This window comes from Streptomyces sp. GESEQ-35, assembly GCF_017948485.1.
GTDB lineage: Bacteria > Actinomycetota > Actinomycetes > Streptomycetales > Streptomycetaceae > Streptomyces.
Genome location: NZ_JAFFSX010000002.1, coordinates 486,494 through 500,507, shown reverse-complemented (window position 1 = coordinate 500,507; position 14,014 = coordinate 486,494). Strand labels below are relative to the sequence as shown.

The following is a 14,014-nucleotide window of genomic DNA, read 5'->3' as shown; positions in this document are numbered from 1 at the left end:
CGTCAGAGCCCCCGCACAGCCTCCTCCCGCAGCTCGATCTTGCGTACCTTCCCGGACACGGTCATCGGGAAGGAGTCCAGGATCTGCAGCCGGCTGGGGATCTTGTAGTGGGCCAGCCGTCCGTCGCAGAAGGACCGCAGCTCCTCCAGGGTCGGCGGGTCGGCCGGGTCGCGCGGGATGACACAGGCGAGGACCTCCTCGCCGTAGCGCTCGTGCGGTACGCCGACCACCTGGACGTCCGCGATCTTCGGATGGGCGTAGAGGAACTCCTCGATCTCGCGGGGGTAGATGTTCTCGCCGCCCCGGATGATCATGTCCTTGATGCGGCCGACGATCTCGACATAGCCGTCCTCGCGCATCACCGCGAGGTCGCCGGTGTGCATCCAGCGGGCGGCGTCGATGGACTCGGCGGTCTTCTCGGGTTCGTTCCAGTAGCCGAGCATCACGCTGTAGCCACGGGTGCACAACTCGCCCGGAACGCCCCGCGGCCCGGTCCGTCCGTCGGCCGGGTCGACGATCTTCACCTCGATGTGCGGGAGGACCCGGCCGACGGTGCCGGTGCGGTGCTCCAGGTCGTCGTCGATCCGGGTCTGGAGGGAGACCGGGGAGGTCTCGGTCATGCCGTAGCAGATGGAGACCTCCTCCATGTGCATCTCGGCGACCACCCGCTTCATCACCTCCACCGGGCAGGGCGAACCCGCCATGATCCCGGTGCGCAGCGACGACAGGTCGTATGTGGCGAAGTCCGGATGGTTCAGCTCCGCGATGAACATGGTCGGTACGCCGTACAGGGAGGTGCACCGCTCCTGCTGCACCGCCTCCAGCGTGGCCTGCGGATCGAAGGACGGTGCCGGGACGACCATGCACGCGCCGTGCGACGTGGCCGCCAGATTTCCCATGACCATGCCGAAGCAGTGGTAGAAGGGCACGGGGATGCAGATCCGGTCCTGCTCGCTGTACGAGATCGACTCGCCGACGAAGTAACCGTTGTTGAGGATGTTGTGGTGGGACAGCGTGGCCCCCTTCGGGAAGCCCGTCGTGCCCGAGGTGTACTGGATGTTGATGGGGTCGTCGCAGGACAGTTCCTCGTACGGAACAGGCGTCCCCCGCGCGATCAGCGCGTCCCAGCTCGGGTCCCCGATGAACACGGTCTCCCTCAACTGCGGGCACTTGCCCCGCACTTGCCCGACCATCGCCCGGTAGTCGCTGGTCTTGTGCCGGAGCGAGGCGAACAGCAGGGAGATCCCGGCCTGGTTGAGGACGTACTCGACCTCGTGCGTGCGGTACGCCGGGTTGATGTTCACCATGATCGCGCCGATGCGGGCGGTGGCGTACTGAACCAGCACCCACTCGGGGCAGTTCACCGCCCAGATACCCACCCGGTCACCCTTGGCGACGCCGCTCGCGACCAGCGCGTACGCCAACTCGTCGATGTCCGCCGCGAATTGGGCGTAGGTCCAGCGCCGCCCGGAGGGCACGTCGACGAGCGCCTCGCGGTCCGGCCAGGCGGCGACGGCCCGGTCCAGATTGGCGCCGATCGTGTCGCCGAGGAGCGCGGTCCCGCTCGTCCCATGGGTGTACGAGGTCACCGGAAGTCCTCCTCGCGGTACTCGGCGTCCGAGCCGGCGGCCGTGGCCTCGCGCAGCTCGATCCGGCGGATCTTGCCGGAGACGGTCTTGGGCAGCGGCGCGAACTCCAGGCGGCGGACGCGCTTGTAGGGGGCGAGGACCTCACGGGAGTGCTCGAACAGCACCTTCGCGGTGTCCGGCCCCGGCTGCCAGCCCTCCGCGAGGACGACGTACGCCTTGGGCACCGCCAGCCGCAGCTCGTCCGGCGCGGGCACGACGGCCGCCTCGGCCACCGCCTCGTGCTCCAGCAGGGCGCTCTCCAGCTCGAAGGGGGAGATCTTGTAGTCGGAGGCCTTGAAGACGTCGTCACTTCGCCCGATGTACGTCAGGTATCCGTCTTCATCCACCGATGCGACGTCTCCCGTCCGGTAGTAGCCGCCCGCCATCGCCTCCGCCGTACGCTCCGGGTCGCCGTGGTAGCCGGTCATCAGGCCGACCGGGCGGGCCGACAGGTCGAGGGCGATCTCGCCCTCCTCGGCGCCGGGCGCTCCGGAGACCGGGTCGAGGAGCTCCACCCGGTAGCCGGGGCTGGGCCGCCCCATGGAGCCCGTCTTCAACCGCTGGCCGGGACTGTTGGAGACCTGTACGGCCGTCTCGGTCTGGCCGAACCCGTCCCGGATGGTGACGCCCCAGGCCAGCCGCACCTGCTCGATGACCTCGGGGTTCAACGGCTCTCCCGCGGCCACCGCCTCGCGCGGCCGGGTGCGCAGCTGGGTCAGGTCGGCCTGGATGAGCATGCGCCACACGGTCGGCGGGGCGCAGAACGTGGTCACGCCCGCCCGGTCCATCTCGGCCATCAGCCGGGCCGCGTCGAAGCGTGTGTAGTTGTGCAGGAAGACGGTCGCCTCCGCGTTCCACGGCGCGAACAGGTTGGACCAGGCGTGCTTGGCCCAGCCCGGGGAGGAGATGTTGAGGTGGACGTCGCCGGGCCTGAGGCCGATCCAGTACATGGTGGCGAGATGCCCGATCGGGTACGAGGCGTGGGTGTGCTCGACGAGCTTGGGGCGGGCCGTCGTACCGGAGGTGAAGTAGAGCATCAGCGGGTCGTCGGCGCGGGTCGGCCCGTCGGGCGCGAAGTCCGCGGGGGCCGCGTAGGCGTCCTCGTACGTCCGCCAGCCCGCTGCCGGGGCGCCGACCACGACGCGCGTGTAGCCGCCGGGCACCTCGTCGAACTTGCCGGTGTCCTCGGCCCGTACGAGCACGTGCCGCACGCGCCCGCGCTCGACCCGGTCCCGCAGGTCGGCGGGGCCGAGCAGCGGGGTGGCCGGGATGACCACCGCGCGCAGCTTCATCGCGGCCAGCGCCGTCTCCCACAGCTCGGCCTGGTTGCCGAGCATGACGAGGATGCGGTCCCCCGCCGCGACGCCCTGCCCGCGCAGCCAGTTGGCCACCCGGTTCGAGCGCTCCGACATCTCGGCGAAGGACAGCCGGACCTCGTCGCCGTCCTCCTCGACGATGTGCAGCGCGGTCCGGGCGTTGCCCTGGGCGATGGCGTCGAACCAGTCGAGCGCCCAGTTGAACCGCTCGGGCCGGGGCCAGACGAAGCCCTTGTACGCCGTGGCGTAGTCCTCGCGGTGCTCCAGCAGGAAGTCCCGTGCCCTGCGGAACTCCTCCATCGACTCCATCGACTCCATCGGCGTCGTCATCCGTCCTCCTCGGTCCCCGGCCAGCACCGGGCGGCTCCCAGACCTGCTCCAGCTCTCCCTACCCCCGCCGGGACGCCGTTGTCACGTGCCTCGACCGACCCCTCTTCGACGACCGATTATTCATTCACCCGCGCTGTGAATATCCGCATGCTCCGTCCCTGTTATTTCCCTCACCTCGCCACACGTCCGAATTTCAAAGACCCATTGCCTAATATTGGCCCGGACACGACACACGGAGGGGAGCGGTGACCGTGCGACGGGACTTCAAGGAGCCTGCCAGAAGCCGCCCCGACCTGGTCATCGGCCGGGAGGAGCTGGTCACGGCGGCGCGTGAGCAGCTCGGCCGAGGCGGCAGCGTGCTGCTGCACGGCCCCGCCGGAATAGGAAAGTCGACGCTCCTGCGGGCGTTGGCCGCGCAATATGCCGAAGCGGCACGGACCGTGTTGCGCTGCTCGGCGACCGAGTCGGAATCCCACCTCCCCTTCCTCGCCCTCGCCGACCTGCTCGGTCTGGCCCTGGACGAGGTGTCCGACCAGCTGCCCGCCGCCCAGCGCACCGCGCTGGAGTCGGCGCTCACCGGCCGCGGCGAGTCCACGCTCCAGCGCGACGGGCTCGCGCTGCGCCTGGCGGTGCTGTCCGCGCTGCGCGCGCTCGCCGCCGAAGGACCCGTTCTCATCGTCGCCGACGACCTCCAGTGGCTGGACCCGGCCAGCGCCGAGCTCCTCGGCTTCGCCGCGCGCCGCCTCGGCGACACCCCGGTGCGGATGCTGTGCGCGGTCCGCACGGAGGGCCAGGAGTACGACCGCCATCTACGCGCGTCCCCGCCGGACACCCTCGCCGTCCGCCTCAACCCGCTCTCCCGCACCCAGGTGTCCGACCTCCTCGACCACCGCGGCTACACGGGCCTGTCGCGCTCCACGGTCCGCGAGATCCACCGCACCAGCGGCGGCAACCCGCTGTTCGCCCTCGAACTGGGCCGCGCGCTCGCCGAGAGCCCCGCGCGTCCCCGGCCGGGCGAGCCGCTGCCGGTCCCGACCTCGCTGCGGGCCCTCGTCCTCAGCCGGCTGGAGAACCTCTCCGACGAGGTCCGTCACACCCTGCTCGTGGCCAGCGCCGGCGCCCGCCCGACGCTGGCCCTGCTGCACTCGGCCGGCCGCGAGAACGCCGAGGCCGAGACCGCCCAGGCGGCCGCGCTCGGGCTGCTCGCGACCGAGCCCGAGGGTCCCGCCGTACGGTTCGCGCATCCGCTGATCTCGGCCGCGCTGTACGCGGAGGCGGCCGCGCAGGAGCGGCGGGCGGCACATGCCGCACTGTCCACCGCGGCCTCCGATCCGATCGAGCGGGCCCGGCATCTGGCCCTGGCGACGAACGGCACCGATCCGGAGGTGGCGGCCCGGCTCGCGGAGGCCGCCACCCTGGCGCGGGACCGGGGCGCCCCCTCCATGGCCGCCTCGCTCGGCCTGCTCGCGGCCCGGCACACCCCGGCGGACGGCGCGCCCGGCCAGGAGGTGCTGAGGCTGGCCGCCGCCGAGGACGCGATCACCGCCGGCGACCTGGAGCTCGCCCGGGACATCGCCCGCGAGGTGCTCAGCCGGACGACCGTGCCCGAGGACCGGGTGCGGGCCTGGATCATCGTGATCGACACGGCGGGCCACGCCATGACGGAGGTCGACTCGGTCTTCCCGCAGGCCCTCGCCGACGCGGGCGACGACCCGAAGCTGCTCGCCCTGATCCACTACCAACTCGCCTGGCGGGGCCTGCTCGTGGAGGGCGACTTCGACGAGGCCCGCCGGGAGGCGGCGTACTCGGCGGACCTGGCCGCACGGGGCGGCGACCGGTACACCGAGCTCATGGCGCTCTCCTTCCAGGCCCAGATCGAGACCCTCATGGGCCATACGAACGCCCCCGCGACCATCCGGCGCGCGCTGACGGAACCCCAGGACCCGCGGGTGGCCTGCCATCACAACGGGGCCGGCTACTCCCGGTTCCGCTGGCTGATCATGAGCGACCAGCTGGCCGAGGCCCGTGCGACGGTCACCGCCCTGCTGCGCGAGGTGCGTAGGCGCGGGTCGGTCGAGAGCGAGGTGCACTTCCTGCGCGGGGTGGCCGAGACCGAACTGCGGTCCGGGCACTGCGGCCGTGCGCTGGACCTGGCCCGGGAGGGCCTGCGGCTGGCCCGGGACACCGGGATCGGCGAGGTCGCCTCCGCCGTCCTCACCTCGATCGCGGAGGCCTCGGGCGGCGAGGTGGACCGGGCGCTGACGCTGGCCCGGGAGGCGGTGGAGCACGCCGAGGAGGGCGGCGACCAGGTGTACATCTCCCGGGCCCTGGCCGCCCTCGGGTACGCCCAGCTGGTCGCCGGGGACGCGGCGGAGGCGGTCCGCTCGCTGCGCCGGGTGCGGGAACTGGAGCAGGGGCTCGGCATCACCGACCCGGCGCGGGGCCGCTGGCACGGCGACCTCGCCGAGGCGCTGGTGCGGATCGACGAGCCGGCCGAGGCACAGGACGTCATCGACGTCGCCCGCGAACAGGCGATGCGGCTCGGCCGCGAGAGCGTGCTCGCCGTGCTGGACCGGGCGGAGGCCCTGGTGCGTGCCGCGCGGGGTGAACACGACGCCGCCGTCGCCCAGTTGACGTCGGTTCAGGACCGGCTCGCCAAGCTCGGTTACGGCCTCGAAGAGGCCCGGGCCGCGTTCGTGCTGGCCTCGCTGCGCACCCGGCGGCCGGGGCCGACGTCGTACGACGAAGCGGCCCGGCTGTTCCGCCGCTGCCGCGCGCTGCCGTGGCTCAGGCAGGTCGACACGGCGGCGGCCGCGAGCCCGCCGGAACCGGCCGCCGAGCCGCCTGTCGCGCTCGACGGTCTGGAGGGCCTCGCCTCGATGGAGCGTCAGGTCGCCGCGCTGGTCATGGAGGGCGCGACCAACCGGGAGATCGCCGGACGCCTGTTCATCAGCGTCAAGACGGTCGAGGCGACCCTGACCCGGGTCTACCGCAAGCTGGGGATCCGATCGCGCGTGGATATCGTCCGACTGGCGGCAGGACGCCGCGCGAAGTGACACCGGTACGGGTTTACTGAGCCCGACCGAGGGTTTTCCCTGCCCAACTCCCTTAGGGGGTTCCCTCATTGGGAGGTGGGCGCTGCGGCCCTAGCGTATGAGCGTGCCGCTCGCTCGGGCATACGGGGGTCGGTCCCGAGACCCCCGTGGCAACCCCCCACACCCGCGCGTCCCCCCACCGGCAATCCCCTTGAGGAGACTCATGTTCGGGCTCAACCGTGCCACGAAGACCGCCGCCGTCGTCGCGGCGAGCGCTGCCGCCGCCGCGACCGCGCTGCTGACCGCCCCCACTGCGGTCGCCGCCCCGCAGCCCATCGTCGGCGGTACGACGACCACGACGACCGCGTACCCGTTCATGATGCAGATCACGGACGCCTCGCAGAACCAGTTCTGCGGCGGCACGCTCGTCTCGGCCACCAAGGTCGTCACCGCGGCCCACTGCATGGTCGGCGAGTCCCCCAGCGGCGTCAGAGTCGTCGGCGGCCGCACGTACCTCAACGGCACCAACGGCACGGTCAGCCAGGTCACCGACATCTGGGTGAATCCCGACTACACCGACGCCACCAACGGCGACGACGTGGCCGTCCTGACCCTGTCCACCTCGATGCCGTACACGACCGCGCCGTACGTCGCCGCCGACGACACCGATGTGTACGCGGCCGGCAGCACGGCCCGCATCATCGGCTGGGGCACCACCTCCTCGGGCGGCAGCTCCTCCAACCAGCTGCGTACGGCGACGGTCCCGATCGTGTCGGACTCCAGCTGCGGCAGCTCCTACGGTTCGGACTACGTCCAGTCCGACATGGTTTGCGCCGGTTATGAAGACGGCGGCGTCGACACCTGCCAGGGCGACAGCGGCGGTCCCCTGATCATCGGGGGCGTCCTGGCAGGCATCACTTCCTGGGGCGAGGGTTGCGCGGATGCCGGTTACCCGGGTGTCTACACCCGGCTGACGACCTTCTCGGACGAGGTCACCGAGCAGATCAACTCGTAACCGGCAGATCTCCTGAGCAACCCCTCAGGTGAAGAACCAGGGGGCGTTGCGGGCTTCCACGAGCAGCCCGCAACGCCCTCTATCCATGTCCGCCCGCCTTCAGGGCTACGGGATGAGGGTCCCGAAGCGGATGTCGTACGACGCGTCCTGGTGCATCACCTGGAGCATGCGCGCACCCTCCTCCGTCACCTCGTCGCGCCGGGCCTTGGTGAGTTCGGTGAAGAGCTCGATGACGAGGCCTTCGTCGAGGATCCGCCACACGCCCGCGAGGAAGCCGTCGACGAGGAGCGGGCGGTAGAACGTGTTGGCCCGCCAGGTGCGGCCTCGGTTCGCGGGCGGCACCACGCGGGTGCGGTCGGCGTGCGAGAGGAGCAGGTTGTCGAACTCGGGCAGGAAGCGGGGCGGGGCCGGGGTGTCGGGGTCGGGGCGGGGGGCGTCGGGGAGGTCGAAGAGTTCGACGCCGTTCTCGTCCCGGAAGGTGAGCAGCCGGGGGCGGAGCCGTTCGAAGGCGGGGCGCATCCGGGTCAGCCCGGACCAGGTCTGCATGTCCTTCACCGAGGCCGGTCCGAACGCGGCGAGGTAGCGCAGGACCGCGGTGTCGGCGGACGCGGCGGGCTCGGCCGGGCGGCCCAGCCAGTGCTCGGCGGTGGTCAGGGAGACCTGGGCGCTTCTGCCCCACATGCCGCGCGGGGTGACCTGGACGAGGGGCAGCGCGCAGCGGGCGGCGACGGCCAGGGACTGCGGGTCGGCATCCGGCCACTCGACGTGCAGCGCCTCGCGCAGCTGCTTCATGGTGCGCGGTCCGTCCTCGACGAGCTCACGGGCGAGTACGGCCAGCCGGTCGAGGTCGACGCCGACGAGACCCTTGCGGAAGTAGTTGATCTCACGGTCCCGGGCGGGCTGGACCAGTGGACGCAGGGTGAGGCTGTCGTCGGCGGTGTGCAGATGGATCGTCGAGCGCATGGTGACGATGCGCACCGCCTCGCGGCGCTCCAGCAGCCCGGACAGCTCCTCGGGCGCGAAGCCGTCGAGCCGGGCGGCTAGCGCGTAGTACGGCGGCTTGACCTCCTGCGCCTGGAGGCCGACGAGGTGTTCCACGGCCGCCTGCGCGGAGAGCGGTGAGCGGCGCAGCAGCAACTGCCGGTCGAGGGTCGCGCGGTTGAGGGCGCGGATGCCGAGCACGGGGGCCGTCGCGGTCGTCGTCTTCGTCATGCTCCGCACGCTAGCCCCGGTTGCGGACACCCTCTGTCCGCAACTCTCACTGATTTCCCTACCGTCCGCCCGCCCGGATGCCGTATGCCCCCGCATATCCTGCTTCGTGATCAGCCGTTCCACTCGAACAGGAACCAGCAGGGAGGTGCCGCCATCGCCGCGCAGAACCCCAGGAAGTCCGTCTGGCGCCGTGCCCCGAACCAGCCGGTGACACCCGAGGCACCGCCCGAATCCACGCCGGACACTGCGACGCCGGCGGAGACGTCCGAGCCGGCGAGCATCGTCCAGGCCGTCCTCTACCAGGACGGTATCCGCGTCTCCTCCCCCGCCACCCTCGCCGAGACCTACCGCGAACTGCGCGAGAAGCCCGGCATGGCGTGGATCGGCCTGGCCCGCCCCACCGAGAGCGAACTCCTCTCCCTCGCCGCCGAGTTCGACCTGCATCCACTGTCGGTCGAGGACGCGCTGGAGGCCCACCAGCGCCCGAAACTGGAGCGCTACGGCGAGACGCTCTTCGTCGTCCTGCGGGCGGCCAGGTATCTCGACGCGCCGGAGGAGGTCGACTTCGGCGAGCTGCATGTGTTCGTCGGCCCCGACTTCGTGATCACGGTCCGCCATGGCGCGGCCCCCGACCTGTCGGCGGTCCGCCGCCGTATGGAGGAGACGCCGGAGCTGCTGAAACTGGGCCCGGAGGCGGTGCTGTACGCCATCCTCGACGCGGTCGTCGACGGTTACCTTCCGGTCGTCGCCGGAGTCCAGAACGACATCGACGAGATCGAGACGGAAGTCTTCCGCGGCGAGCCCGCCGTGTCCCGCCGTATCTACGAACTCTCCCGCGAAGTGGTCGAGTTCCAGCGCGCCACCCGCCCCCTCGTCGGCATGCTGCACAGCCTGATGGCCGGCTTCGCCAAGTACGGCACGGACGACGAACTCCAGCGCTACCTCCGGGACGTCGCCGACCACGTCACCCACACCAGCGAGCGCGTCGACGGCTTCCGCCAGGCCCTGACGGACATCCTCGCGGTGAACGCGACGCTGGTGAACCAGCAACAGAACGCGGAGATGCGGGCGTTGGCGGAGGCGGGGTTCGAGCAGAACGAGGAGATCAAGAGGATCTCGAGCTGGGCCGCCATTCTCTTTGCTCCCACACTCGTAGGAACTATCTACGGCATGAACTTTGAGCACATGCCTGAGCTGGGTTGGAGCTTCGGATACCCCTTCGCGATCGGCTTGATGGGGGTAGTTTGTGCGAGTTTGTATGTAATTTTCAAGGGGCGGGACTGGCTCTAGGGTCAGGCGATCGCACCTCCAGCCACTGACCCTGTTTGCTCTCGCATCTCCCGAAAATGGCGCCGTAACCGGCTTTGGGGAGCCGCTGGGGAGAAGTGATGCGGGTGATCTCATCACCCTGCCTCCGAGGAGCCCCTGAACAGGTCTTTTGCGCGTTGGCGGCCGCTGGGGAGAATCCGGGGAGAAACGAATGGCAGCCCGCGCTTCGGGCTTTCGACAACCGACCCGCACGGCTTCCTGTTCGCCGACGCGCGGCGCGAGGCGTGGGACGGGGGCGACCCCTTGGCAGTCTGCTGATACCTGATGACGTTGCCGTGGGAGCCGTCGTCCGTGGCGTGACGGCGGCTGCCACTCTGTTATCGGGCGACGTAGCCGCCGTCGACGGGAAGGGCGACGCCTACGACGAAACCGGCTCCCGGGCTGCACAGCCACAGAACCGCCTGGGCGATCTCCTCGGCCGTACCGAGGCGGTTGATGGGCTGGTTGGCCTCGGCCTCGGCGCGGTCCAGCTCCCCCTTGGCGATCATGTCGCTGACCATCGGGGTGTCGATGGTGCCGGGGCAGACGGCGTTGATGCGGATGCCGCGCGGGGCGTACTCCAGGGCCGCGCTGGTGGTCAGGCCGATCACGCCGTGCTTGGAGGCGTGGTAGGAGGCTCGGCCGGGGAGGCCGACCAGGCCGCCGAGGGAGGAGCAGTTGACGATGGCGCCGCTGCCCTGGGCGCGCATGTGTCGCAGCTCGTGTTTCATGCAGGCCCACACGCCGCGGAGGTTGATGGCGTTGACGCGGTCGAACCGTTCGGCGGGTTCGTCGGCGGCGTCGCTGGGCGGGATCTGGATGCCGGCGTTGTTGTAGGCCATGTCGAGGCGTCCGAAGGTCTCGACGGTCCGGTCGACCGCGGCCGCCACCTGGTCCTCCTCGCTGACGTCGCAGGTGAGGGCGAGTGCTCGGTGGCCGGAGTCGGTGAGTTCCTTGACGGCTGCGTTCAGGGCGGCTTCGTCGATGTCGGTGAGGGCGACGGCGGCCCCGGATGCGGCGAAGGCGCGGGCGGTCGCCAGGCCCATGCCGGAGCCGGCGCCGGTGACGAGGGCGACCTGGCCGGTGAAGTCGTAGGTGGGGTTCACGTGTTTCCCTGCCGGTGAGAGTGGGCCTGGTCAGGAGGCGGTTTCGATGGTGACCTCGGTGGCGGTGGCGAGGCGTTCGGTGTCGCCGTGCACGCTGCCGAGGATGATCAGGCCGGCGTCGCTGGAGCCGCTGCCTCGGTAGTAGAGGGCCAGGTTGCCCCAGGGCGCGTAGTACGCCAGGTCTCCGGGCTTGGCTTCGGCGGCGTCCGGGGCGCCGGAGGTGGACAGCCGACGGGGCAGGTCAGCGATCTTCTCGGTCTCGTGGAAGTCGCTCAGGTTCAGCGTGAGCGGGAGCAGGGCGGCGAAGTCGCGGGCCGTGGCGGTGTCGTTCAGGGTGGCGTCGAGCCGGTGGCCGTCGATGGTGAGGCGGATGTTCATGGCGGTGTCCTTGTCATCGGACGGTGCGGCTGGTGCCGTGGCCGTCGGCGTTCGCTGTGACGCGGAGGCAGAGACGGAGGGCGAGGACGGGGAAGAAGGGGACGGGGCCGGCTCATCGGTACAGGCGGTCACTGCAAGGAGTAAGACGGTCGGGACAGCGCGGGCAAGACTGGAACGGGTGGTCGGGCTCACGGCATCCTCCGGGGCGTCAGTCGGGCAGGGGCTCGGAGTAGTGGCGGAAGCCGTCGCGCTTGAGGTGGATGTCGTACAGGCGGTGGGCCAGCACCTCAGGGCTGCTGTGCTCGGCGTCGGGGCGGATGGCTCCCGGGATGATCAACTGGGCGACGTGGATGTTCTCCGGGGCGAGGGCGTCGTACAGCATGCGTGCGTAGGCGCTCTCGGCCGCGAAGGCCATGGAGGTTCCGGCGACCTTCGGGTTGGGGCGTACGGCGCTGCCGCCGTTGACGAACAGCAGGGTGCCGCGGCCGAGTTCGCGCATGCCGGGAAGGACGGCGTTGACCGCGGCGACCGGACCCTTGACCGAGAAGGCGAGCGGCGCGTCGAGGTCGTCGGCAGTCGTGTCGAGGGCCGGCTTCATGAAGTCGGCGCGAGGGACGGGGCTGTACTGCAGGATCTCGATGGGACCCAGGGCGGCTGCCGCCGCGTACAGGGCCGCGTCCAGTGACTCGATGTCGAGGACGTCGGCGGTGAAGCCCCGCGCCTGGATGCCGTCGCGGGCCAGCTCGGCGGTCAGTCCGTCCAGCTTCTCGGCGCTGCGGGAGATGAGGGCGACGGTATGGCCGGCGGTTCCGAAGCGGCGGGCGGTGGCGAGCCCCAGGCCGGGGCCGGCGCCGACGAGGGCGAAGGTCGTCATGGTGAGTCCTTGTGGGTGGAGGGGCTTCGCTCAGGGTGGGGAGGATCTTGCGGGCACGGCGCTCGGGATCGCCGGGCAGGCTGCTCTATGTCGAGCCTCACACGCCGAGGCAAGGGCCAAAAGCGGAGAAAGACATCCGGGGAGGGAGACATCCGGGGAGGAAACTCTCCCTCCTTCCTTTGGTCCGTTCGGTGTCATGCTGATCGGCATGACCGGCAACGTTCCCCTCAACGAGCTTGGAGAATTCCTCAAGAAGCGCCGCGCCGAGCTGAGCCCTCGCACCGTCGGGCTGCCCGACAACGGCGGCCCCCGCCGGGTCGCCGGGCTGCGCCGCGAAGAGGTCGCCCAGCTCGCCAGCATCAGCATCGACTACTACACGCGTCTCGAACAGGGCCGTATGCAGGCGTCCGCACCCGTGCTGGACACGCTCGCCCGGGTGCTCCACCTCGACGACGACGAACGCGGCTATCTCTTCCAGCTCGCCGGCAAGACCACCACCCGCGCGCGCAGCCGGGGGCGGCAGAAGGTCCAGCCGCAGTTGCAGCGCGTGCTGGACGATCTCACCGCCACCCCGGCCATCGTGCAGGGCCGACGCGGGGACATCCTGGCCTGGAACGCGCTGGCGGCCGCGCTGGTCACCGACTTCTCCCGGATCCCGGAGAAGCACCGCAACTACCCGCGGCTCATCTTCACGGATCCGGCCATGCGCACCCTGTACGCGGACTGGGAGACCTCCGCGCGGCTCGCTGTGGCGCAGCTGCGGATGGAAGCCGCGCAGTATCCCGAGAACTCCCGCCTCATCGAGCTGGTCGGTGAACTATCCCTGTGCGACAAGCAGTTCGCCCAGTGGTGGGGTGACCACCGCGTCGCGGCCCGCACGGTGGGCACGAAGACCCTCAACCACCCGGTGGTCGGCGAACTGGTCCTGGACTGGGACACTCTGACCGCCAACACCGACCCCGACCAGCACCTCACCGTCTGGACGGCCGCACCCGACTCGCCCACCCACGAGCGGCTGCGCATCCTCGCCTCCTGGACCGCCGACCAGAATCTGCTGGCCTCTCCCCCTCTCGCCTGACCACGGTCGGGCCCTTACTCGCCGAGCAGGCATCTCACCATGAACGACATACCCGACGGCCGACTGCCGCCGGCCCGGCGTGAGCTCTCCCGCCCCACCACGACCCGCCGGACCCTGCTGTTCGGTGCGGGCGCCGCGCTCGTCGTCGGCCTCGGCAGCGCGGCGGCCGGCCTCGGCGACGACCTTCCGGGACAGCGTGGCGCGCTGCGGGACGGAACGGTCGACCAGTCCTCCGCCCAGTGGATCGCCGCGTCGGCCGCCAACTACCGCTATGCCGAACGGCCCGACGACTACACCATCGACCGCATCGTCATCCAGTCCCGCTTCACCTCGGCTGCCGGGGCCTTCCAGGACCCGGGGCACCGCGCCGCCGCCCACTATCTGGTCCGCGCCTCCGACGGACACGTCGCCCACCTGGTCCGGGAGTCGGACGTGGCATACCACGCGGGCAACCGTGAAGGGACCGAGCGCAGCATCGGCATCGAGCACGAGGGCTTCGTCGACGCGCCGGACCGCTGGTTCACCGATACCGCCTACCGCGCCTCCGCCGAGTTGGCGGCCGACATCGGTGCCCGCTACGACATCACCGTCGACCGCGAGCACGTCGTCGGCCACAACGAAGTCCCCGGCGCCAGGCACACCGACCCCGGCCCGTACCGGGACTGGGACCGCTACCTGCGCCTGGTGCGCGCCGCCAGGTAACACGCCCTCTGTACCTCCGGGAAACGCCTGGC

The 14,014-nt window shown here is 70.8% G+C and carries 11 protein-coding genes; 5 read left to right on the top strand and 6 right to left on the bottom strand.

The window, feature by feature from the left end; all coding sequences use genetic code 11:
• Window positions 1-2: 2 nt before the first annotated feature.
• The gene (locus KCH87_RS05740; protein ID WP_210584671.1) at window positions 3-1,589 is read right to left on the bottom strand and encodes an AMP-binding protein; all 1,587 of its coding nucleotides are present in this window, start codon (window positions 1,587-1,589) and stop codon (window positions 3-5) included.
• Window positions 1,586-3,253 (bottom strand): AMP-binding protein, encoded by a 1,668-nt coding sequence (locus KCH87_RS05735; RefSeq protein ID WP_210585003.1) that lies wholly within the window; start codon window positions 3,251-3,253, stop codon window positions 1,586-1,588. Before KCH87_RS05735 ends, KCH87_RS05740 begins: the two co-directional genes overlap by 4 nt.
• 266 nt (window positions 3,254-3,519) lie before the next feature.
• Between KCH87_RS05735 and KCH87_RS05730 the strand changes: the two genes are divergently transcribed.
• Window positions 3,520-6,330 (top strand): AAA family ATPase, encoded by a 2,811-nt coding sequence (locus KCH87_RS05730; RefSeq protein ID WP_210584669.1) that lies wholly within the window; start codon window positions 3,520-3,522, stop codon window positions 6,328-6,330.
• A 202-nt stretch (window positions 6,331-6,532) separates the two neighbouring features.
• On the top strand, window positions 6,533-7,324 hold the full coding sequence (locus KCH87_RS05725; protein ID WP_210584667.1) for a trypsin-like serine protease: 792 nt from the start codon (window positions 6,533-6,535) through the stop codon (window positions 7,322-7,324).
• Between the two features lie 105 nt (window positions 7,325-7,429).
• Here KCH87_RS05725 and KCH87_RS05720 read toward each other — a convergent pair whose 3' ends face one another.
• Window positions 7,430-8,536, bottom strand: a complete 1,107-nt coding sequence (locus KCH87_RS05720; RefSeq protein ID WP_210584666.1) for a winged helix DNA-binding domain-containing protein — start codon at window positions 8,534-8,536, stop codon at window positions 7,430-7,432.
• 279 nt (window positions 8,537-8,815) lie between these two features.
• On the opposite strand from KCH87_RS05720, the gene KCH87_RS05715 reads away from it, so the two are divergent.
• Complete coding sequence (locus tag KCH87_RS05715; protein ID WP_210585002.1) at window positions 8,816-9,826, top strand: magnesium and cobalt transport protein CorA; 1,011 nt, start codon at window positions 8,816-8,818, stop codon at window positions 9,824-9,826.
• A 356-nt stretch (window positions 9,827-10,182) separates the two neighbouring features.
• On the opposite strand, the gene KCH87_RS05710 is transcribed toward KCH87_RS05715, so the two are convergent.
• The 3 genes from KCH87_RS05710 to KCH87_RS05700 form a co-directional block, all read right to left on the bottom strand.
• Window positions 10,183-10,950 (bottom strand): glucose 1-dehydrogenase, encoded by a 768-nt coding sequence (locus KCH87_RS05710; RefSeq protein ID WP_210584664.1) that lies wholly within the window; start codon window positions 10,948-10,950, stop codon window positions 10,183-10,185.
• A 30-nt stretch (window positions 10,951-10,980) separates the two neighbouring features.
• Window positions 10,981-11,328, bottom strand: a complete 348-nt coding sequence (locus tag KCH87_RS05705) for a cyclophilin-like fold protein (protein ID WP_210584662.1) — start codon at window positions 11,326-11,328, stop codon at window positions 10,981-10,983.
• 208 nt (window positions 11,329-11,536) lie between these two features.
• Entirely contained in the window at window positions 11,537-12,202 is a 666-nt protein-coding gene (locus KCH87_RS05700; RefSeq protein WP_210584660.1) for an SDR family oxidoreductase, read from the bottom strand.
• Window positions 12,203-12,398: 196 nt separating this feature from the next.
• On the opposite strand from KCH87_RS05700, the gene KCH87_RS05695 reads away from it, so the two are divergent.
• On the top strand, window positions 12,399-13,280 hold the full coding sequence (locus tag KCH87_RS05695) for a helix-turn-helix domain-containing protein (protein ID WP_210584658.1): 882 nt from the start codon (window positions 12,399-12,401) through the stop codon (window positions 13,278-13,280).
• Window positions 13,281-13,319: 39 nt separating this feature from the next.
• Window positions 13,320-13,982 (top strand): N-acetylmuramoyl-L-alanine amidase, encoded by a 663-nt coding sequence (locus tag KCH87_RS05690; protein ID WP_210584657.1) that lies wholly within the window; start codon window positions 13,320-13,322, stop codon window positions 13,980-13,982.
• The last annotated feature ends 32 nt before the right edge of the window (window positions 13,983-14,014 follow it).

What these genes read in the sequence shown, in the direction of transcription:
- KCH87_RS05735 (WP_210585003.1), bottom strand. Translation starts at nt 3,253, where the DNA reads ATGGAGTCGATGGAGGAGTTCCGCAGGGCACGGGACTTCCTGCTGGAG.
- KCH87_RS05725 (WP_210584667.1), top strand. Translation starts at nt 6,533, where the DNA reads ATGTTCGGGCTCAACCGTGCCACGAAGACCGCCGCCGTCGTCGCGGCG.
- KCH87_RS05720 (WP_210584666.1), bottom strand. Translation starts at nt 8,536, where the DNA reads ATGACGAAGACGACGACCGCGACGGCCCCCGTGCTCGGCATCCGCGCC.
- KCH87_RS05705 (WP_210584662.1), bottom strand. Translation starts at nt 11,328, where the DNA reads ATGAACATCCGCCTCACCATCGACGGCCACCGGCTCGACGCCACCCTG.
- KCH87_RS05700 (WP_210584660.1), bottom strand. Translation starts at nt 12,202, where the DNA reads ATGACGACCTTCGCCCTCGTCGGCGCCGGCCCCGGCCTGGGGCTCGCC.
- KCH87_RS05695 (WP_210584658.1), top strand. Translation starts at nt 12,399, where the DNA reads ATGCTGATCGGCATGACCGGCAACGTTCCCCTCAACGAGCTTGGAGAA.
- KCH87_RS05690 (WP_210584657.1), top strand. Translation starts at nt 13,320, where the DNA reads ATGAACGACATACCCGACGGCCGACTGCCGCCGGCCCGGCGTGAGCTC.